This is a genomic window from Pseudomonas sp. 25 R 14 (genome assembly GCF_900004755.1).
GTDB classification, from domain to species: domain Bacteria; phylum Pseudomonadota; class Gammaproteobacteria; order Pseudomonadales; family Pseudomonadaceae; genus Aquipseudomonas; species Aquipseudomonas brenneri.
The window spans coordinates 168,596-190,173 of sequence record NZ_CVTS01000051.1 but is presented as its reverse complement, the minus strand read 5'-3'; the positions used below and the strand labels follow the sequence as shown (position 1 = coordinate 190,173).

General features: G+C 63.0%; 10 protein-coding genes. 3 read left to right on the top strand and 7 right to left on the bottom strand.

Annotation, left to right across the window (positions count from 1 at the left end; translation table 11 throughout):
- Nucleotide 1: 1 nt before the first annotated feature.
- The 3 genes from iolB to iolC form a co-directional block, all read right to left on the bottom strand.
- Nucleotides 2-796, bottom strand: a complete 795-nt coding sequence (gene iolB / locus BFQ03_RS18260; protein ID WP_032861085.1) for a 5-deoxy-glucuronate isomerase — start codon at nucleotides 794-796, stop codon at nucleotides 2-4.
- Complete coding sequence (gene iolE / locus BFQ03_RS18255) at nucleotides 793-1,686, bottom strand: myo-inosose-2 dehydratase (RefSeq protein WP_032861087.1); 894 nt, start codon at nucleotides 1,684-1,686, stop codon at nucleotides 793-795. Before iolE ends, iolB begins: the two co-directional genes overlap by 4 nt.
- 87 nt (nucleotides 1,687-1,773) lie before the next feature.
- Entirely contained in the window at nucleotides 1,774-3,711 is a 1,938-nt protein-coding gene (gene iolC / locus BFQ03_RS18250; RefSeq protein ID WP_065943698.1) for a bifunctional 5-dehydro-2-deoxygluconokinase/5-dehydro-2-deoxyphosphogluconate aldolase, read from the bottom strand.
- 241 nt (nucleotides 3,712-3,952) lie between these two features.
- Between iolC and BFQ03_RS18245 the strand changes: the two genes are divergently transcribed.
- From BFQ03_RS18245 to BFQ03_RS18235, 3 genes are all read left to right on the top strand, one after another.
- Nucleotides 3,953-4,864, top strand: coding sequence for a MurR/RpiR family transcriptional regulator (locus tag BFQ03_RS18245; protein ID WP_032861090.1), 912 nt, complete (start codon nucleotides 3,953-3,955; stop codon nucleotides 4,862-4,864).
- Between the two features lie 129 nt (nucleotides 4,865-4,993).
- Nucleotides 4,994-5,677 (top strand): response regulator transcription factor, encoded by a 684-nt coding sequence (locus BFQ03_RS18240; RefSeq protein ID WP_032861091.1) that lies wholly within the window; start codon nucleotides 4,994-4,996, stop codon nucleotides 5,675-5,677.
- Complete coding sequence (locus BFQ03_RS18235; RefSeq protein WP_065943697.1) at nucleotides 5,655-7,043, top strand: sensor histidine kinase; 1,389 nt, start codon at nucleotides 5,655-5,657, stop codon at nucleotides 7,041-7,043. Before BFQ03_RS18240 ends, BFQ03_RS18235 begins: the two co-directional genes overlap by 23 nt.
- A gap of 26 nt (nucleotides 7,044-7,069) precedes the next feature.
- Here BFQ03_RS18235 and BFQ03_RS18230 read toward each other — a convergent pair whose 3' ends face one another.
- The 4 genes from BFQ03_RS18230 to BFQ03_RS18215 all read right to left on the bottom strand — a co-directional run bounded on the left by BFQ03_RS18230 (nucleotide 7,070) and on the right by BFQ03_RS18215 (nucleotide 21,314).
- Nucleotides 7,070-7,486 carry an SRPBCC family protein gene (locus tag BFQ03_RS18230; protein ID WP_032861127.1) on the bottom strand — a complete coding sequence of 139 codons (417 nt, stop codon included), beginning with the start codon at nucleotides 7,484-7,486 and terminating at the stop codon, nucleotides 7,070-7,072.
- 133 nt (nucleotides 7,487-7,619) lie between these two features.
- Nucleotides 7,620-8,939, bottom strand: a complete 1,320-nt coding sequence (locus tag BFQ03_RS18225; protein ID WP_032861093.1) for an Nramp family divalent metal transporter — start codon at nucleotides 8,937-8,939, stop codon at nucleotides 7,620-7,622.
- Between the two features lie 38 nt (nucleotides 8,940-8,977).
- On the bottom strand, nucleotides 8,978-10,534 hold the full coding sequence (locus BFQ03_RS18220) for a DUF726 domain-containing protein (RefSeq protein WP_032861094.1): 1,557 nt from the start codon (nucleotides 10,532-10,534) through the stop codon (nucleotides 8,978-8,980).
- A 169-nt stretch (nucleotides 10,535-10,703) separates the two neighbouring features.
- A complete protein-coding gene (locus BFQ03_RS18215) occupies nucleotides 10,704-21,314 on the bottom strand; it encodes an autotransporter-associated beta strand repeat-containing protein (RefSeq protein ID WP_065943696.1) in 10,611 nt (3,536 codons plus the stop codon).
- Between the last annotated feature and the right edge of the window lie 264 nt (nucleotides 21,315-21,578).

Genomic DNA, 21,578 nt, shown 5'->3' with positions numbered 1-21,578 from the left:
GTTAAAGATCCAGCAACCAACTGTGCCGGGGGTCGTTGTGAAAGTGCCAGGCGCGCTTGGGACCGGCCATCACGTTCAAGTAATACGACTCGTAGCCATACGGCACGCTGACCGGGTGATAGCCCTTGGGCACCACCACCAGGTCGTGGTTTTCCACGGCCATGGCCTGGTCGATGCTGCGGTCGTCGGTGTACACCCGCTGGAAGACAAAACCCTGGGATGGGTTGATCTGGTGGTAATAGGTTTCTTCGAGAAAGCTCTGGTGCGGCAGGTCATCGGTGTCGTGCTTGTGCGGCGGGTAGCTGGACGAATGCCCGGACGGCGTACGCACCTCCACCACCAGCAGCGAATGGGCCGGTTCGCTGTCGGGCAGGATGTCGCAGACATAGCGGGTGTTGGCCCCCTTGCCGCGCACGCTGCGCCGGCAGTGCTCGGGACGGATCAGCCGGGGCGCAAGACCGGCGGCGGCAGAGCCCGGCGCGGCACAGACGGCGATCTGCACATCGCTCAGGGCTGTCACCTGGGCCACCGTGTTGGGCGGCAGATAGGCTGCGAACGGCGATTTATCCTCGAACACTGACTGGCGATCCCCGAGGTTCTGCCAACTGAAGCCCTCGCCTTCGATCGTCACTCGGCCACTGAGCAGTACCAGGCACAACTCTTTGTCGTCGGCACTGACCGGCAGCGTTTGCCCCAGGCCCAGGCGGTAAGCGGCAAACCCCACATACTCCAGGCCGCCTGCTGGCAGCGCGACCATGGTTTGCCCGCGCGGCGTGCTTTTGACCAACAGGCTCATTGTCCAGCCCTCGCATCCAACAGCGCCCGCAAGGTATCGAAGCCTTTTTTTGCATAGATATAGCTGGGCGCCACGGCCGGATCCTGCTCAGCCTCCACCACCAGCCAACCGCTGTAACCGGCGCCCAACAGTACGTCCAGCAACTCGGCGAAGTCGATATCGCCATCTCCCGGTACGGTGAAGGTGCCGTTGACGATACAGTCGGGAAAGCTCCACATCTGGTTGCGCGCCAGTTGCACCACCGGCTTGCGCACGTCCTTGAAATGCACATGGCAGATGCGCGCCAGGTGCTTGCGCAGCACCTCGACCGGCTCGCCGCCGCCCATGTAACAGTGCCCCGAATCAAACAGCAGGCCGACCTCCGGGCCGGTGAGGCGCATCAAGGTGTCGATGTCTTCCGGGGATTCGACATAAGCGCCCATATGGTGGTGATAGGCCAGGCGCACGCCCTGGGACAGGGTAAAACGCGCAAGTTCGGTGAGCTTGTCGGCGTAGGCCTGCCACGCCTGCTCACTGTGGAAACGCGGACGTTCGATCAGGCGGACCGGCGAGCCCTGGATCGAGTCGGCCACTTCACCGTAGACCAGCACCGTGGCACCGTTCTCACGCAGCAGTTGCACATGACTGGCGATGGCGTCGATTTCCTCGGCCACCGAACGTCGGGCCAGGCGGCTGGAGTACCAGCCGGAGACCAGCGCCAGGTCGTAGGGGCGCAACACATCGCCCACGCCCTTGGCGTCCTTGGGGAACTTGCCGTTGAGCTCGAAACCTTCGTAGCCGATGGCCTTGCCTTCGCTGAGCGCGGTGCTCAAGGGCGTCTCGCCGCCCAGGGCCGGCAGGTCGTCGTTGCTCCAGGAGATGGGGTTGATGCCAATACGGATTGCGGGCATGGCTGCACCTTTTATTGTTTTAACCTGAGATCACTGGGATCTGCTTTCTGTAGGAGCTGGCTTGCCTGCTCCTACAATTGATCGTGTTTAAACTCTGGAGCTGCGCCAAGCCTGGATCAATTGCTCGAAGATCTGCTGCACTTGCTGGATCAACGTTTCGTCGTCAATTTCACCCGCCAGCCACGCCCTGCTCGGCTCCTGGAAGATCGTGCGGCCCACGGCAAACCCACGGCAGGTCCGGCTCTGGCCCGCCTGCTGGAAGCCCTCGGCCAAGGATTGCGCCGGAGCATTGAGACCCAGCAATACCACGCCCCGGCAATAGGGATCGCGCTCCTCGATCAGCTCATCGAGCTTGCGCCACTGCTCGGCAGTCTGCGCCTCGATCTTCCACCACGCCGGGTAGATGCCCAGGTTGTACAAGCGCTTGAGGCTGCGATAGAGCACATCCGGGTAGGTCGAAGGATGATCCTTGGGTGGCACCACTTCCAGCAGCAGTTCATGGCCGCTGGTTTGCGCTGCCTGGTACAGGCCCTTGAGCTGGGCTTCCTGCTCAAGGCGCAGCAACGGCTCGTCGTCGGGGTGAAACTGCACCAGGCACTTGATGATCTGCTCCTGGGGCCAGGCGATCAGGTTGCTGCCAATCGAACGGCCATGCTCGAACGCCAACGGCCGCGAGCCCTGGACCTCTACCGGGCGCGCGACCCACCAGCCACGGCCGGTGGCGGCGTTCAGCGCATCCTGGCCAAAACGCTGGTCGGCCAAAATGCCCACATCGGCCTCGACGCCCTGCTCGCGCAGCTTGCCTTCGACACGCTCGACCGCCTGGATAAACAGCTGCTTGATCGCGCTGATCCGCGCGGGGTCCTGGCCACCTTTTTGCGCCAGCTCCACCAGTTGCCAGCGATGATCGAAGGCAAACACAAACAGTTGCTTCCAGTTTTTGCGCGGCACGCTGACCTGATGCAAACGTTGCAATACCGGGTCCAGGTCCGGCCGGGTGATGGGCACCGGGCTGTTGAACAGGTATTCGAGTTCCGCCGGGGTCGGCATTGCCGGGGCGCAGGCATGGCGCGACACCACCAAACCGCCGCAGGCATTGGCCAACTGGCAGCAACGCTCATCACTGGCCTCGTTCAGCCAACCACTGAGGAAACCCGCCATAAACGCATCGCCGGCCCCCAGTACATTGAGCACTTCGACGCGCACGCCAGGGTAAATCGCACCGTCTGCCAACCGTGCCGGGATCTCGCCGTGGATCACCGTGCAACCCTGCGGGCCGAGCTTGACCACCAAGGTCGCCGTCGTCAGGCGCCGCACCGTGCGCAAGGCGCTGAGCAGATCCGCACTGCCGCCGGCAATCAGGAACTCTTCTTCGGTGCCCACAATCAGGTCGAAACGCCCGAGGATGCCCTGCACATGCTGGCTGACATTCTGGTCGGCGACAAAACGGGTCTCGCCGTCGGCCTTGCCCGCCAGCCCCCAGAGCACCGGGCGATAGTCGATATCCAGCACGCGCTTGACGCCGTGCCGCTCGGCGTAATCCAGGGCCTGGAGGCTGGCCTGGTACACGTCGCCGGTAGAAAAATGGGTGCCGGTGATCAGCAGCGCCTTGCTGCTGGCAATAAAGGCTTCGCTGATATCTTCGGCGCGCAGGGCCATGTCCGCACAGTTTTCGCGGTAGAACACCAACGGGAAGGTTTCGCGGTCCTTGAGGCCCAGCAGGACCATGGCGGTCAGGCGTTGTGGGTCGACGGTGATGCCACTCACATCACAGCCTTCACGCACCAACGACTCCACCAGGAAACGCCCCATGTGATCGTCGCCGACCCGGCTCAACATCGCCGACCTGAGCCCCAGTCGCGCCGTGCCAAAAGCGATATTGGCGGAAGATCCACCCAGGTACTTGGCGAAGCTTGAGACATCCTCCAGCCGCGCCCCGACTTGCTGCGCGTACAGGTCGACGCCCAGGCGCCCGAGACAAATCAGATCCAATTGACGCCCACTGGCAAAACGAGTCTGGCCCATGCTGGCTCCTGTTATTTTTATCAGCCCGCGCCTGCCGTCAAAACGGCGACGCTCTTGGTGGATGCAGACTAGGACGTCCGGCGCCATCAATCAATATTTATTCTATAAATATTTTATGTGGAATATATTTTCCATTAAGGTATTTTTTGGTGCCTTCCCTGTAGACTTGCGCCCATTGACCTATTGTCAGGGGCACCGTGCCTGTCACCTGCCCTGTAAGAACAAGCCAGAAGGATTGCTTATGTCCCGCACCGATCAGCAGTCTTGCGCCGAGACCGACGCTCTCGCCAATCCTCCGATCAATGCCGAACGTCTGTTGCAGTTGATCACCGACGAATACGAAAGCCTGCCCCGCCAGCTCAAGCGCATCGCCAGCTACATGAGCCAGCAGAGCGATCGGATCATGGTCGACCGCATCAGCGATATCGCCCGGGAATGCGAAGTCCACCCGTCGGCCATCGTGCGTTTTTCCCAGCGTTTTGGTTTCAGTGGCTTCAGTGAAATGCAGGCGCTGTTTCGCGAGGCGTATACCCACAAGACCACGCCGGTGCAGAACTACCAGCAGCGCATCCGCAGCATGATCGCCAACAAGTCGCAGAAAGCCAGCGGCGGCGACCTCGCCCGCGAGTGCGTGAGCGCCACGCTGTCCGGCATCGAGCGCCTGGGCCTGGAACTGGACGACGCGGCCTTCGAGAAAGCCGTGGACCTGGTGGTCAACGCCGACAATATCTACGTGGTTGGCGTACGCCGCTCGTTTGCGGTGGCCGACTACCTGGTCTACAACCTGCAACACACCAACAAGCGCATCCACCTGGTCTCGGGCCTGGGCGGCAGCTACCGCGAACAGATGCGCAGCGTACGCGCCAATGACCTGGTGATCGCCATCAGCTTCACGCCCTACGGCAAGGAAACCCAGCACTGCCTGCGCATCGCCCAGCACCACCAGGCCAAGACGCTGATCATCACCGACAGCAACCTGTCGCCGCTGGCCAAGCGGGCCAACGCGGTGTTACTGGTCAATGAAGGGTCTTCGTTCGCGTTTCGCTCGTTGAGCGCAACGCTGTGCCTGTGCCAGGCGTTGTTTATTGCCGTGGCGTACCGGCTGGAGCTGAAGGTCGATGAGATTCACGAACAGGTGGGGTTCGACGACTAAAAAGGCCTGCGCCATACCCCACATTTTGACCGAGGTGGCCCTGAGAATTGCCTACATGAATTTTCTTTTAGAAACCTCACTATCATTTCTTGGCAAAATGCTTCACTCCAGTTTGACCAGGTAGCCCCCATGACCCGTATTTTGACCATCGAAGACGACGCTGTGACGGCCCGCGAGATCGTCGCCGAGCTGAGCAGTCATGGCCTGGACGTGGACTGGGTAGATAACGGCCGCGAAGGCCTGAGCCGGGCCGTCAGCGGTGATTACGACCTGATCACCCTCGATCGCATGCTCCCGGAGCTCGATGGCCTGGCCATCGTCACCACCCTGCGCACCCTCGGCGTGTCGACGCCGATCCTGATGATCAGCGCCCTTTCCGACGTGGATGAACGGGTCCGCGGCTTGCGGGCCGGTGGGGATGACTACCTGACCAAACCCTTCGCCTCCGACGAGATGGCGGCCCGGGTCGAGGTGCTGCTGCGCCGCAACAATGCGGTGAAGGCTGCGCAAACCGCACTGCGCGTGGCCGACCTGGAATTGAACCTGATCAGCCGTGAAGCCAGCCGCGCCGAGCAGCCTTTGAGCCTGCTGCCCACCGAGTACAAGCTGCTGGAGTTCTTGATGCGCAACACCGGGCAAATCCTCTCGCGGATGATGATCTTCGAGGAAGTCTGGGGTTATCACTTCGACCCGGGCACCAACCTGATCGACGTACATATCGGCCGCCTGCGCAAGAAAATCGACCCCCCGGGCCAGACGCCGCTGATTCGCACGGTACGAGGCTCGGGCTATGTCATTGCTGAACCCGTCTAACGGCTGGCGCTCGTCCAGCAGCCGGTTGCTGGCGCTGTACAGTTCGCTGTTCGTGGCCTGGAGCTGCATCCTCATGGGGGTGTTGTACTACGAGGTCTCGGGATACCTGGGCGACCTTTCGCGCCACTCGTTGATGCAACGCCAACACCTGTTCCAGCGGTTCGAAGGCGCACAACTGGATGAAGCCCTGGCCACCAGCATGACCTTCGACATGAAGGGCATCGACGCCTATGGCCTGTTCGATGGGCAACAACGCCCACTCAGCGGCCCGATCCAGCAGATTCCAGCAGGTTTGGCCCTCGACGGGCGCATCCATGCCTTGGCCAACTGTATCGAGTCGGATGACCCGAAACTGCCCCTGGGCAGTTGCGACGCCGTGGCGACCCAGACCCAGGATGGTCGCTGGCTGGTGTTGGTACGCGATAACGGCTCGTTGCTGGGCGTGACCCGGATCATCCTGCAAGCCCTGCTTTGGGCGATCTCCCTGACCATTATCCCCGGCGTCGCCGGCTGGCATCTGCTGCGCCGGCGCCCGTTGCGCCGGATTCGCGCAATCCAGGCCAGCGCCGAAGCCATTGTCGCCGGCGACCTGACCCATCGCCTGCCGCTGTCCAACCGTCGTGACGAACTGGACATGCTGGCGGCCATCGTCAACGCCATGCTCGGGCGCATCGAAAAACTGATGAACGAGGTCAAGGGCGTGTGCGACAACATTGCCCATGACCTGCGTACCCCGCTGACCCGTTTGCGTGCGCAGTTGTACCGGATCAAGCAACAAGCCGATGAACACTCGCCCCTGGCCTTGCAACTCGATGAAGTGATCAGCGAGACCGACACACTGATGGCGCGCTTTCGCGGCTTGCTGCGCATTTCCGAACTGGAAGACCGGCAACGACGCTCCGGCTTCCTGGTGTTCGATCCCCTGCCGTTGCTTCAGGAACTCCATGACTTCTACCTGCCGTTGGCGGAAGAAGGCCAGTTGGCGCTGCTGTTGCAGGTCCCCGAAGCACTGCCGCCGATTAATGGTGACCGCGCGCTGCTGTTCGAAGCGCTGGCCAACCTGCTGAGTAACTCGATCAAGTTCACCCCACCGGGCGGCGAAGTGATTGTGCGAGGGAGCAACGAGGCTGGCAGTACGTGCATCGATGTATTGGACTCCGGCCCAGGGATTCCAGAAGCAGAACGGGCCGCGGTGTTCCAGCGTTTTTACCGGGTCGATGACGGTCAGCAACAGGGCAGCTTTGGCCTGGGCCTGTCGATTGTGGCGGCGATCATCAACCTGCATGGCTTTGGGCTGGAAGTCGGCAGCAGCGAGCGCGGCGGCGCGCGATTGACCCTGGAATGCCGCCAGAAAAACCCACTGTAGGCGCCGGCTTGCCGACGCCTACAAGATCAGGCCGGGAAATTTTTGCGCAAGGCCTCGACACCACCGGTATAAACGCCGCTGAACAGCGCTTCGACCTCAGCCTCGGTCACACCGGCGATCGGGGTGAACACACCTGACCAAGTGACTTTGGCCGAGTGTTCACCCAGCGCTTCAACCTGCAAGGTCGCCAGATACGCGCTCACCGGGAACGGCGATTCACTGATCGTGTAACTGTAGGTGCGCGCAGCGTTATCAAAGGTCTGCAGATGCTCGACCACCACCGCGCCATCCACGGTTTGCAGATGACGCACACGCCCGCCTTCGCCCGGTTCGCTCTTGGCAATCAGGGGCAGCCAATCGGGCAACGAGTTGAAGCCGCCGACCAGGTGCCAGACTTCGTCGGCCGAGGCCGGGATTTCAATAAAAGCAGCGGCTTTGGCCACGATAAAACTCCACAACATGAGGAAAAGGGAGGCCAGCTTACGCTGCCTGTCGGCGCTCGTGCCATTGGTGGGTGGCCCACCGCCTCAAGCGAAGAAGTTTGCATGCACCACCTATCTTACTGGGACCGCTGAATCAGAACAGCCACTGGCCGATCAGCCAGGCATTGGCGCCGCTGATCACGCTGAACAGACTCCAGGCCAGGATCCTGGTGGGCAGGCGATTGACGAAAGGCCCCATCAATTGCCGGTCGCCGGTCATGCGGATCAGTGGATACAGGGCAAAGGGCAACTGCAGGCTGAGCACCACCTGGCTGAGGATCAGCAACTTGCCAATGGCATCGTCCCCCATCAACCACACCCCGAGGAACGCCGGGATCAGCGCCAGGCCACGGGTGATCAGGCGGCGTTGCCAGCAGGGAATGCGCAGGTTGAGGTAGCCCTCCATGATCACCTGGCCGGCGATGGTCCCGGTGAAGGTCGAGCTTTGCCCGGACGCCAGCAAGGCAATGCCGAACAGGATACTGGCGAAGGCGCCTCCCACCAGCGGATCCAGCAGATGGTAGGCATCCTGGATCTCCACGACCTCGGTATGGCCGGTCTGGTGGAACGCCGCAGCCGCCAGCACCAGGATCGCGGCATTGACCAGCAAGGCCAGGGCCAGGGAGCCGATGGTGTCGATGCGCGCCAATTTGACCGCATCCTGGCGGCTGGCCAGGTCCTGGCCGAACAGGCGGGTTTGCACGATGGACGTGTGCAGGTACAGGTTATGGGGCATCACCGTGGCCCCGAGGATGCCGATGGCCAGGTACAGCGGCGCGGCATCGCTGATCGCCGAGAGCGACGGCGTGAAACCACGCAAGACGTCCGGCCAATAGGGTTTGATCAGCACCAGTTCGACGAAGAAGCACACGCCGATGGTCGCCACCAGCGCCAACATGATCGCCTCCAGGCGCCGGAAGCCACGGTTTTGCAGGGCCAGGATCAGCAGCGTGTCAAAGGCGGTGATGACAATGCCGGTGGTCAGCGATACCCCCAGCAGCAGGTGGAACGCCAGGGCGCAGCCGAGGACTTCGGCCAGGTCGGTGGCGATGATCGAGATTTCCGCCAGCACCCATTGCGTGCGCGCGGAGCGCTGGCTGTAGCGTTCGCGGCACAACTGCGCCAAGTCCTTGCCGGTGGCGATGCCCAGCCGTGAACACAGGCACTGCACCGCCATCCCCGCCAGGCTGGCGAGCAACACCACGAACAACAGGCTGTAGCCATAGCGCGACCCGGCCTCGATGGCCGTGGCCCAGTTGCCGGGGTCCATGTAGCCGATGGAAATCAGCAGGCCGGGGCCGGCAAACTGCAGCACCCGTTTGAAAAACGACGCGCGGGGATCAACGGGGATGGTGCCCGCCACTTCTGGCGGGCAGAACGGGGCAGTGGCAATTTTCGGCAGGCTGAATTTCACGCGGGGTACCAGGCAGACACACAGGACAAGGACGCAGCTTAGCAGTCCGGCGAGACCGTGCGCATCAGCGTTTCCCGGGGCAGGTCAAAGGCCTCGACCACCTGCACCACCAGGTCCATTTCCTGATTCAGCGCCTCACGCTCCATGCGCTGGCGAATCACCCCCAGCACCAGCACCGCCAGGGTCGTGATGGAATACGCCGGCCCGGAAAACGCCCGCACCCCGCTCACCAGCAGCATGGCCGCCGCCAGCGCCTGCCCCACCACCGGGATCGCCGTGGCCGCACCTCGGCGCAGGATAAACCCGGTCAGCCCGGCCAGCGCCGTACCGCTCAAGGCGGTGGTGGCCGAACGAGCGACATCGAAACGGTTGAAAAACCCCTGTTCCTTTTGCGCCGCAGCCCTGAGTTCGGCCTCGAACACTGCGCGGTCGGCCAGGCTGAGTTTATCCTTGTACTGCTCGATCAGGGTCTCGGCGACCCGCTCTTCGAGGCTCACCAGGGCCACACTGTCGATGGGCTGGTCAAACTTGAGACCGACGCGCAGGGCCACGTCCTGGGCCAATTGGCGATAACTCACCCCGTGCCCACGGGCCAGGTTCATAAAGCTGTCACCGCCCATACGCTGCAACTCGATAGCCAACTGCAATGGGTCGCGTACCTCGGCTTCGATGGTCGCGCTGCGCTTGGCGGCCATCAGCTCGGCGAGAAACTGCAGCTCTGGCGCCCGTGCCTGGCGCAGCACCGGGAACAGGTCCACGTCTTCCTCGGCAAAACGCACCTCGGCACTGCGCTGGTCCGCACGGATCATGCCGCGGCGCTCGTGCAGCAAGTCGGTGTACTGCACCACGGTCTGCAACTGCGGCCAGTAGGCAGCGTGGTCGAAAGTGACCAGATGCACGTTGGTCACTTTGCCCTTGAGGGATGGCGTCAAGGGAATCGCATAGCGACCAATGCAGCGCTCGGTATCCGGCTTGAGCGCCAGGGCCCAGTCCTTGCTGGAATGGCAGTTGATCACCCGCCCCTTGAGCGGCGCCGACACCTGCTCCCAGGGGCTGGAGGTGCAAATTGCGCCGCCCATCAACAACAGGTGATTGAGCGGCAGTTCCCGGGCCAGCTCGGGGCTGGCCAGCAGGCTCTTGACCAGCAGGCGGGCGCCCAGGGAATGGCCGATCAGGTTGATCTGGCGCACCTCGATTGACTCGGCGTGCAGGTAGTTGGCCAACTCCACCAGCAGTGTCCTGGCCACTTCGTCCACCCGCGCTTCGACACTTTTGTAGTGATCGAGAAAATAGCCCACCGCCTTGCCCAGGCCCACGGTCGCCGCGCCCAGGGTGCCGCCGCCGAGCATCGAGGCGATGATGTCCTTGAAGGGGGCGAACAGGTTTTCCAGGAAATGCCCGGCCGGCCAGAACAGCATCAGGTTGGTCGAACCCTCGATCGCCGCCAGTTGCGCCTGGAAACTGGCCAGCTGTTGCGGGTTGAAAAACGCGGAATAGCCATGGACATAGAGATTGAGCACCTGTCCCCGGGGCTCGCCGCACAGCACGAACGAGGGCTTGCGGGTGCGGTGCATTTCATCCCACTGGTGTTGCATGAGGCGGTGGCTCCTGGTGACGACGGAGGAGGATGGTAACAAGATTGCGAAATCCAATGTGGAAGCTGTCGAGCCCCCACAAGGGATTCGCACAGCGCTCATATACCCCGTGTGCCCTGATCCACAAAAAAAACCGCCCTCACGGGCGGCTTGAAGAACTCAGCCTTGATCAGAAGCCGAGGGAGAAACTGATGGTCATCGCATGGTCCTTGTCATTGCGTGACAACTGGCCCGAGTAACCCAGTCCCAGTTTGCCGTTAGGGCTGATCTGGTAATCCACGCCCGCTTCCACTACCGCGCTGTCCTTGGCAATCGGCACGCCTTGGGTGCTGAAGGATGCGCCACCGTTGATAAAGCTCAGGTCTGCATCCGGCTTGCTGTCACCCAAGGCATGGCGCCAGCCGATGCTGCCCCGTGGGGTGATGCTCGAACCGTTACCCAGGCTGATGGTTTTACCCAGGCGCACGCCAAGGGTGGAGAACGTGATGTCCTGGTCGGCATCACCTTTGAGCGCGGCCGAACCGCCTTTTTCCTTGAGGGTGTCGCTGTCGTAGTTGACGTAGGCCAGGCCTGCGAACGGTTCCACGGCCAGGCCGCCAGCCTCAATGGTGTAACCGACTTCACCGAACACTTGCGCACTGCGCGCCTTGTAGTCGGCTTTCAGGCGTTGGCCCTCGGTGCCCACTGCCACGTCACGTTTGCTTTCGATGTCGTGCCAGGTGTAGCCCACACCCATGCGCGCAGCGAAAGCCTCTTGCTGGTACGCGGTGTAGGCCATCAGGTGGTAGCTGTCGACATCGGCACTGGAGTTACGGCGCTTGGCGTCCAGGTCGCTACGGGTATAACCAGCAGCGATACCGGCACGCCAGGCGTCGTCCAGTTGCTTGTCAGTGCCCAACAGGAAGCCGCTGAGGTTGCGATCCAGGCGCGCGGTATCGCTGTCGCCGCCCAGGTGGCCCCAGGTACCGAGGACGCGCATCCAGCCAACCATTTCGCCGTGGCAACCGGCGCTGCTCAGGCGGTTTTCGCTGGGTGCCAGACTGTTACGCGGATCGTCCTGGCGGTAGCAACCCGGTTGACGCATGCGCTCGTTGACCGCGTCACGCACGTAGCGCGAGTCTTCAAGCATGGCGCTGGCGGTGCTGGCATGGATCTCCCCCGACAGGCTGTCGAAGGCCGCCCGCGCGCTGGCTGCATTGCCGGTCAGCAAGGCATTTTGTATCGCACTGCCGCCCACTGCCACACCGCTGCCCAATGCCGTGGCAACCGCCCGCTGGTTGCCAGTGGCCGCCACGCTGGCGAAGCTGGTGGTGTTGCGGCTCACAGCCAGCGCCACCTGGTTCGGGCTGTAGTTGAGGGCCGTATCGAGGAACGCCAGGTTCTCCAGGTTGGTGTTGCTAAAGGTGCCGGTCACGCCGCCGGCTGCCGTCAACAGGGTGTAGGTGGTGGGCCCGGTGTAAGGCACCAGGTTGACCACATTCAGGCTGCCCGCCAGGTTCGCACTACCGCCGACCGCCAAGGAGCCAGCCACCGATGGCGTAATCACCAGGTTAAGGGTGCCGTCGACAGCATTGGTGAAGTTGCCGGCAACACTGAGCTTGCCACTGTCGGGAGTGACCACGCCGTGGTTGACCAGCGAGCCGACGCTGCCATTGCCACTCAGGCCTGCGCCATTGGCGACGGTCACCTGGCCACCCAGCACGGTCCCCGGGTTGCTGGCATTGCCCACTTGCAGCAGCCCCTGGTTGACGGCCACTGCACCGCTGAAGGGCTGGTTGCCGGTCAGCAGCAGGCTGCCGTTGCCCTGCTTGAGCAGCGTGCCGGTGCCGGCGCCGGTCAGCGTGCCGTTGAACTGGCCATTGCTGTCTTGCTGGAACATCAGGTTCGCGTTGTTGGTGATTGCCCCTTGCAGGCTCGTGGTGTTCCCCGCCAACGTCCCGCCGCTGACAATGGTCCCGCCGCTGTAGGTGTTACTGCCGGTCAGCAACAAGGTACCTGCGTCGACTTTATTGATCCCTGCGCTACCCACCAGGGGCGCCGAGATTTCTGTGGTCACCCCGGCATTGATGCGTATCGCCGCCAGGCTGCCATCTGCGGCATTGGTGGGGCGGAGGCTGCCACCGGTGCCAGCGACCAGGGAGTAGCCGCTGTCCAGCACTTGCAGGCCGGTGAAGCTCTGGTTACCCGCCACGGTCACGGTCCCGCCCTGCCCGCCAAACACGGCGAACTGGTTGTTCGAGGCCTGGCCCTGGGTGCCGGTAGGATCGGTCCAGTTGGTGCCAGGGCCCCAGGTGCCGCTGCCGCCATGCACCGTGCCGTCAGGGCTGGTGGTGCCGCCGTTCCAGAACTGGATCTGCCCAGGCGTGGTTTGCACCAACAGGTTGAGCTGGTTGGCCAGCGAGGTTTGCAGGCTCAGTGCGCCCGGCACAATCCCGGTTGGCAATGTGCCCAACAGCAAGCCGTTGTCGGTCAGGCTGCCGCCGTAGCGGAACAGTTGGTAGACGCCGACGCCAAACCCGCCGGCGTCGCTGACATTGAGGGTGCCATCCAGGGTCAGGTTGCCGGCCACGTTGACCACCGTGGTCGATGAGCCCGGTGCGCCGAGGGCGAAGTCCAACCGCGTCCCCGCAGACAATGCCAGGGCTCCCACCGACAGCGGCGTCGCAGCCCCGGCAGTGAGTGTCGAACCGTCAGCCATGTTCACCGCTCCCGCCAGTTGCCCACTGCCACCCAGCGAGGCGCCGTTGGCGACTTGCACGGCAGCACTGTTCAAGGTGCCGTTGACCACCAGGCCGCCGGCCGTGACGTTAGTACTGCCGGTGAAGCTGTTGTTGCCGCTCAGCAACAGATCGCCAGTGCCGGTCTTGGTCAGCGAGCCGCTGCCTGTAAGGTTGCCGGTGTAGGTGCCATCGGCATTTTGCTCGAAGGTCAGCGCCGCGTTGTTGGCAATCGCCCCTTGCAGGCTGCTGGTGCTGCCCGTGGTGCTGCCGCCATTGAGAATTGTCCCGCCACCATAGGTGTTGGTGCCGGTGAGCAACAGCACACCATTACCGCTTTTCACCAGGGCACCGGTACCGCTGAGCGCGCCACTCAAGGTCAAGTCATTGCTGCCCAATAGCGTCAACTGCCCCCCCAGGGTAATGGCATTGGCCAGTTGCAGGGCGCTGCTGCCATCCAACTGTGCAGCGCCGCCTACGCTCAGGGCACCATTGCCCAGCGCAGCGTTGTTGCCAAGAATCAACTGCCCGGCGTTAAGGCTGGTGCCGCCGATGTAGGTGTTGACGCCATTGAGGGTCAGGCTGGATGCCCCGGTTTTGACCAGGCTGCCATTGCCACTGACCACCCCATCCAGCGTCAGGCCGTTGGCCCCGCCCACGGTCATCACGCCGTTGAGCAGCGCGTTGTTGCCCAGGGTCACAGCCGTGTTGCTGGCCAGGGTGGTGCCGTTGGCGGCGGTCAATAGACCCGTACCCAGGGCACTGTTGTTGCCCACCACCAGCGTGCCGCCATTAAGGGCGGTGCCACCGGTGTAGGCATTAGCGGCGTTGAGTACCAGGGTGCCGCTGTCCAGTTTGGCCAGGGTACCGCTGCCATTGAGGGTTACACCGAGGGTCGCGGTGACGTTGGGGTCGACCCGCACTGCGGTGTTGCCAGTGCCGCCATTGACCAGATTCAACTGGCCGGCGGTACCGGCCACCAGGTTGTAACCGTCACTGACAAATTGCATGCCCGTCAGGCTTTGGCTGCCGTCCACCGTGACCGTGCCTGCCGCGCCCTGGAACACCGCAAACTTGTCGCTCCAGTTCTGGTTGAGACTACCGTCGACATTCGCCCAATTGGTGCCACTGCCCCAGATGCCGTTGCCGCCTTCGATAGCGCCGTTGCCGATCAACTGGCCACCGTCCCAGAATTGCACGCTGGTGTTGGGCGCGATCACCACCAGGTTGACCTTGTTGTTGACCGCGGTTTGCAGTTGCAGGTCATCGGCGATCACGCTGGATGGGAGGGTACCGAGGGTCAGGCCATTATTGGTCAGGGCCCCGCTGTAGTTGATGAGGTTATAGACGCCCGTGCCAAAACCACCGAGGTCGCTGACATTGAGGTTGCCGTCCAGAGTCAGGTCGCCGCCGACATTCAGCAGCCCGCTGCCGCCACCGACTACCGGTACGCCAAGGCCCACATCCAGGTTGGCATTGCCTCCCAGCACCAGCGAGCCCAGCGTCAGCGCACTGCCGCTGTTCAGGCCCAGATGGCCGCCATCGGCCACCGTCACCGCACCCGCCAAGGTGCCACCACCGGTCAGGGTCGCACCGTTGTTGACCGTCACGCTGCCGCTGGCCAGGCTGCCGGCCACGTTGAGCGTGCCGCCCGTGACGCTGGTCGCACCGCTCAGGCTGCTATTGCCGGTCAGGTCGAGGGTGCCGGTACCAACTTTATCCAGGGCACCGCTGCCGCCCAGGCTGCCGCCGAAGGTGTTATTGCCGCCGACGGTCAGCGTATTGCCCACCGCCACTTGCAGCGCACCATTGCCGGCCAGAGTGTTGAGCGTGGCGCTACTGCCCAGGTTAAGGGTTGCACCGCTACCCACCGTGACCCCGGAAGTGTTGCCCAAGGCGCCGGCGCCGACCGTGGTCAGCGTACCGCCCAGCACATTCAACGGCCCGTTCAACAGGTTGTTGCCACTGAGGGTCAGGCTCGCCGTGCCATTTTTGATCAGCGCAGCGTTGCCGGCCAAGATGCCGGACAGGGTCAGGTCGTGGCTGCCGGCGACTGTCAGGTCGGCATTGAGGTCGATGGCATTGGCCAGCACCAGTGGTGCACTGTTATCCAGGGTGGCCACACCGCCTACGCTCAAGTTGCCGCTGCCCAGTGCAGTGCTACTGCCGACGGTAAGCGTACCGGCGTTGAGCAATGTACCCCCGCCGTAGTTGTTGGCGCCATTGAGGCTCAGGTTTGCACCACCGTTCTTGATCAACTGCGCGGCGCCGTCGACTATCCCGGCCAATGTCAGGCCATTGCTGCCGGCCACTGTCAGCGCGCCATTGAGGGTCACGGCATTGCTCAGCGTCACATTCGTGCTGCTATCGAGGGTCGCCGGGCTGTTGACCAGCAAGGTGCCAGAGCCCAGGGAGCTGTCCGTTCCGACGGTCAGGCTGCCCGCATTGAGTTGGGTACCGCCGACATAGCCGTTGCTGCCGGCGAGGGTCAGGTTGCCGATGCCGCTTTTGATCAGGCTACCGGCACCGTTCACGCTGCCCGCCAGGGTCAGGGCATTGCTACCGCCGATGGTCAGGCTACCATTGAGGTCCACACCATTGGTCAGCACCACGGCTGTGTTGCTGTCCAGGGTGGTGCCATTGGCGCTGGTTAACAGGCCCGTGCCCAGGGCGTTGTTATTGCCGACGATCAAGGTGCCGCCGTTGAGCGCCGTACCGCCCGTGTAGGCGTTGCTGCCATTGAGCACCAGGGTGCCGGTGTCGAGCTTGGCCAGAGTGCCGCCGCCATTGAGGTTCACATCCAGGGTTGCGGTGACAGTAGGATCAACCCGCACTGCCGTGTTGCCGCCGGCGCCATTGAACAGCGTCAGCCCCCCTGCCGTCCCCCCCACTAGGTTGTAGCCGTCGGTGACAAATTGCAGGCCCGTGATCGCCTGCGCGCCATCAACCGTGACCGTGCCGGCCGCACCCTGGAACACCGCCAGGCTATTGGGTGCCCAGCCCTGGTTGAGGCTGCCGTTGATCCCGGTCCAGTTGTTGGCCGCCGCGCTCCAGGTGCCGTTGCCGCCTTCGATGGTACCGTTGCCCACCAGTTGGCTGCCGTCCCAGAACTGCACATTGGTGCTGCCAGTGACCAGCAGGTTGATCTGGTTGCCAATAGCGGTTTGCAGGTCGAGGCTGCCCGGCAGGACGCCACCGGGCAGGCTGCCCAGTTGCAGGCCGTTGTTGGTCAACACGCCGGTGTAGTCGATCAGGCGATAGAGCCCGGCGCCAAATCCGCCGATATCACTGATGTTGAGAGTGCCGTCCAGGGTCAGGTTGCCCAGCACTTTGAGCAACTCGGTGCCGCCGCTGGAGGGTGCGCCGAGGCCGGCATCGAGGTTGGCATTGGCCCCCAGCACCAGCGAGCCGGTGGTCAGGGTGCTGCCGGAGTTCACCACCAGGTGGCCACCGTCGGCGATGTTCACCGCGCCCAGCAAGGTGCCCGAGCCGCCAAGGGTCGCGCTGCTGTTCACATTGACGCCGGCACTGGCCAGTTGGCCATTGACGTTCAAGGTGCCCGCGCTGACCTGGGTGTTGCCTGTCAGCGCGCTGATCCCGGACAGGGTTAGAGTACCGCTGCCAAGTTTGTCGACAGTGCCCAGGCCGGCAAGAATGCCGCCAAAGGTGTTGTTTGCGTTATTGGCACCCAGGCTCAAGGTATTGCCCAGGCCGACCACCGCTGTGCCCGCCCCTGTGAGGTTGGCCAGGCTGGCGGAACTGCCCAGGTTGAAGGTAGTGCCGGACGCCAGATTGATCCCGCTGTTGTTACCCAGCGCACCTGCGCCCAGGGTGGTCAGACTGCCCGCCTGGATATCCAGCAGACCGCTGAAGGTGTTGTTTCCCGACAATGCCAGGTCCGAAGTACCGGTCTTGATCAGGCTGCCATTGCCCGCCACCACCCCGGCCAACGTCAGGTTGTTGCTGCCACCCACGCTCAAGCCGGCGTTGACCGTCAGGTCGTTGGCCAGGACCAGCGGTGCGCTGTTGGCCAGGGTCGAATTGCCCGCCACGATCAGGCCGCCCGTGCCCAGTGCCGCAGCGTTGCCCAGGGTCAGTGTGCCCGCGTTGAGGGTCAGGCCGCCCTGGTAATTATTGAGGCCATTGAGGGTCAGGTTAGCCCCGCCATTTTTGATCAACGCACCCGTACCGCTGACCAGGCCGCCCAGGGTCAGGTCAGCGCTACCGCCAATGGCCAGGTTGCCCGCCAGGTTAATAGCATTGCCGACACTGACGGCGGTGCTGCTATCCAGGCTTGTACCGTTTGCCGCAATCAGCGCACCGCCACCCAAGGCGCCGTTGTTCGCCAGGATCAGGCCACCGGTGTTCAGCGCGGTGGGCCCGAGGTAGGTGTTCACACCGCCCAACGTGAGCTGCGACGTACCATTTTTGAGCAGGCCGCCTACGCCACTGATCACGCCATTCAAGGCCAGGGCATTGCTGCCGGCGACGCTAAGGTTGCCAGCCAGGACCACATCGTTGCCCAGGGTCACGGTTTTATTGCTGGAAAGTGCGGTGCCTGCGGCCGCGCTCAACAGGCCGCTACCCAGCGCGGTATCGCTGCCGACCACCACTGCCCCACCGTCGAGGGAAGTGCCGCCGGTGTAGCTGTTGTTGCCATTGAGCACCAGAGTGCCGCTGTCGACCTTGGCCAGGGTGCCACTACCGTCGATATTGACGCCCAGGGTCGCGGTGAGTGTCGGATCAACCCGGATTGTCGTGCTGCCGATCGCCGTCAGTTGCCCCGCCGTACCGCCCACGACGTTGTAGCCGTCGCTGGCAAATTGCAGCCCGGTGAACTGCTGCGTACCGTCCACAGTGACCGTGCCCGCCGCGCCGGTGAACACCGCAAACCCGCCGGCCCAGGCCGAGTTGGGCGTGCCGCCGATGACTGTCCAGTTACTGCCACCGACGCTCCAGGTGCCATTGCCACCCTCGACCGTGCCATTACCGGTGATCTGGCTACCGTCCCAGAACAGCATATTGGCCACCGACACCACTACATTCACCTGGTTGGCCGTGGTGACATCCACCAGCACGTCGCCGAGGTTGAAGCCCAGCGGCACACCGGTCACCGTCAAGCCCTGCCCGGCCAGGCTGCCGGTGTAGTTGATCAACCGATAGATACCCGCGCCAAAGGCTCCGCCATTGCTCACATTCAGGTTGCCATCCAGGCTCACATTGCCGCCGATATCGAGGAGTGGCGTCAGGGACGGCGCGCCGAGACTCACATCCAGGCTGGCGCCGCTGCCTACCACCAGCGAAGCAGCAGACAGCGTATCCGCGCTGTTCAAGGCCAGATGGCCGCCGCTGTTGATATTCAGCGTACCCAGCAACGAACCGCCGCCGGTCAGGGTCGCCCCGGCATTCACATCGACGATGGCACTTGCCAGGGTATTGCTCACCTTCAAGATGCCGGCATTGACCTGGGTGTTACCGCTAAGGCTGTTGACCCCGATCAGGTCGAGTTCGCCGCTGCCCACTTTGATCAGGTCGCCGCTACCAGTGAGGCTGCCGCTGAACGTGGTGTTGGTGTTGGCGCCGCCTACGGTCAAGCTGTTGTTCAAGCCCACATCGACAACACCCGCACCACTCAAGCCGCCGAGTACACCATTGCCTGCCAGGTTGAGAATGGCGCCGGCGCCGATGGTCAGCCCGGAGTTGGCCCCAAGGGCAGCGGCGCTGCTGGCGAACACGCTGCCACCCTGGATGTTCAAGGCGCCAGTAAAGGTGTTGGTGCCGGTCAGAGTCAGGTCGGCCGTACCATTTTTGACCAGGCCGCCGGCGCCACTGATTACGCCGCCCAGGGTCAGATTTTGGGTGCCGGCCAGGGCAAGGTCGGCATTGAGGGTGATGTTGTTACCCAGGGTGAACACCCCGCTGTTCTCCAGGCTCGCCGGGCCGCCGACAGTCAACGCACCGCCGCCCAGGGCCGCGGCATTGCCCAGGGTCAGGCTACCGGCATTGAGCACAGTGCCCGCCTGGTAAGTGTTGACCCCATTGAGGGTGAGATTGGTCACGCCCTCTTTGATCAGTGGACCGGCGCCGCTGAGTACGCCACCCAGGGTCAGGGCGTTGCTACCCGCCACAGTCAGGCCGGCGTTGAGGACGATGTTGTTGCCCAGGGCAACCGCTGTACTGTTGTCCAGTTTCGCGGCGCCCGCCACGGTCAAGTTACCCAGTCCCAGTGCAGAACTGCTGCCCGCCGTCAGCGTCCCGGCATTAAGGGTCAGACCGCCGAGGAAATTGTTGGCGCCAGTGAGACTCAGGTTGGCGATGCCATTTTTGATCAGGCTGCCTGCTCCGATAACCGGCCCGGCGAGCGTCAGGTCTGCGCTGCCGCCTACCGTGACCGCGCCTGCAAGGCTGACTTGGTTGCTCAGGGTTGCTGCGGCATTGGCATCCAGTGCGGTGCCTGCGGCGGCGTTCAACGCACCGGTACCCAGCGCGCCCGTTGCTCCGACCACCAGGGTGCCAGCGTTCAACTGGGTGCCACCGCTGTAGGCATTGGTATTGTTGAGGATGAGGTTGGCCGCGCCGGTCTTGACCAGGCTGCCAGTGCCGCCGATCGAGCCGCTCAGGGTAAGGTGGCTGGTCCCGTCCGCCAGCAGGCTCACCGCGCCACCCAGGGTCACGGCGTTATTGAGGGTGATCTGGCTGTTGCTGACCAGCGAAGTACTGCCCGCCGCCGTCAGCGTGCCGGTGCCCAAGGCACTGCCCGAGCCAAGCAACAGGCGGCCGCCGCTCAATGTGGTACCGCCGCCGTAGGTGTTGGTGCCACTGAGGGTCAAGTCAGCCGTACCGGTCTTGCTCAAGGCTCCCGTACCGCTGAGGTTGCCACCGAAGGTAAAGCCGTTGACGCCCTGTACCGCCAGCCCACTGGCGCCGATCACCACATCATTGGCCAGGCTCAAGTTACCGGCGCTCGCCGCCAGGGTCCCGCCATTGACGTTCAGTAAGCCGCTGCCAAACGTGGCGTTATTGTCGAACTGCACGATGCCGCCATTGAGCGCAGTCGAGCCATTGACCAGCGCCCCTAGCAGGGTCCAGGTCCCGCCATTGATCACCAGGTTGTTGAAGTTGATGTATTGGCCGCTGGATGCGGTGCCCGTCTGGATTGCGGCGTTCACCCCAGCCAACTGGTTATCGAGGATCAGGGTGTTGTTGGTCCCGCCCACACCGCCGTCGACCTTGCCGGTGGGCGCGAACGACAGGTTGATGTTGACCAGCCCACCCAGGCTGATCCCGGTACCGGCATTCACCGCAGACCCGGTAACCGCGGTAAATGTATTGCCACCGCGCCCGGCACCCAGGGAAACCCCACCGTTGAGCGTGCCGGCATTGATAAACGAGTTGCCCACCCCACCGGCGACACCTGACGCCTCAAAGCCGATCCGACCCGTGACGGTGCCACTGTTGGTCATATTGACCTGGGAGCCCCCCTGCACCACCACGACAGTTGCCTCGTCAGGTTGCAACACGGATACACCAATGCTGGAGGCACCGATGATGCCGCTGTTGTTGAGGGTGGTGGTGAAGCCTGCACCATTGGTAATACTCAGCGCCGCGCCGCCCAGCAACGAGGCCACATCCACCAGGGGAATAGTGCCCTTGATCGTGCCGCTGTTGGTCACTGACACATTGCCTGAGGTTGAGGAGTTGCCAATCACCACACCACTGGTCAAGACGCTCAGGGACAACAGGAAAGCCGGATCAATCACGCCCAGGTTGGTCAGCGATACACCGCTGCCGGTCAGGCTCAATACCGTGCCCACTAAGCTATTCATCCGCGTTGCGGCCTGGACAGTGACCTGCAGGTCATTGGCCGAACTGGCAAAACTGTTCGCTGGCGTCAGGGGCAGGCTTGGCGCCCCCGTACACGTCACCGTGACACCCACCGTCGTACACGCCGCCAACACCTCGGGGCTCACCAGGCCAACCACCAGCCCGAGCACACCGAGACGAATCGCAAGAGAGAGAGGAGAAACACGAGTTTTAGCGCCAGCAACAAGTCTTCTTTCCACGGGTCACTCCTTCGTGGTCCAAGCCTTTCGTCCGTGAATGCGTAGAAGCCCCATGTAACAGATCCAACACGCATCAAAAGCGAATTACCTGACCGTGATGACAACAATCCTGTTGTCAGAACCGTAGCTGACGCGCGTTAAAGTCATTGAAATAAATGGTATTAATACTTTCGTAAGTGCCCTGTAGGATTTGCACGACATCCAACAGGCGCTGGAGTGAAGCGCCGGAGCTCGGCAAAAATTCAGATTCAACTGCGTAAAAGC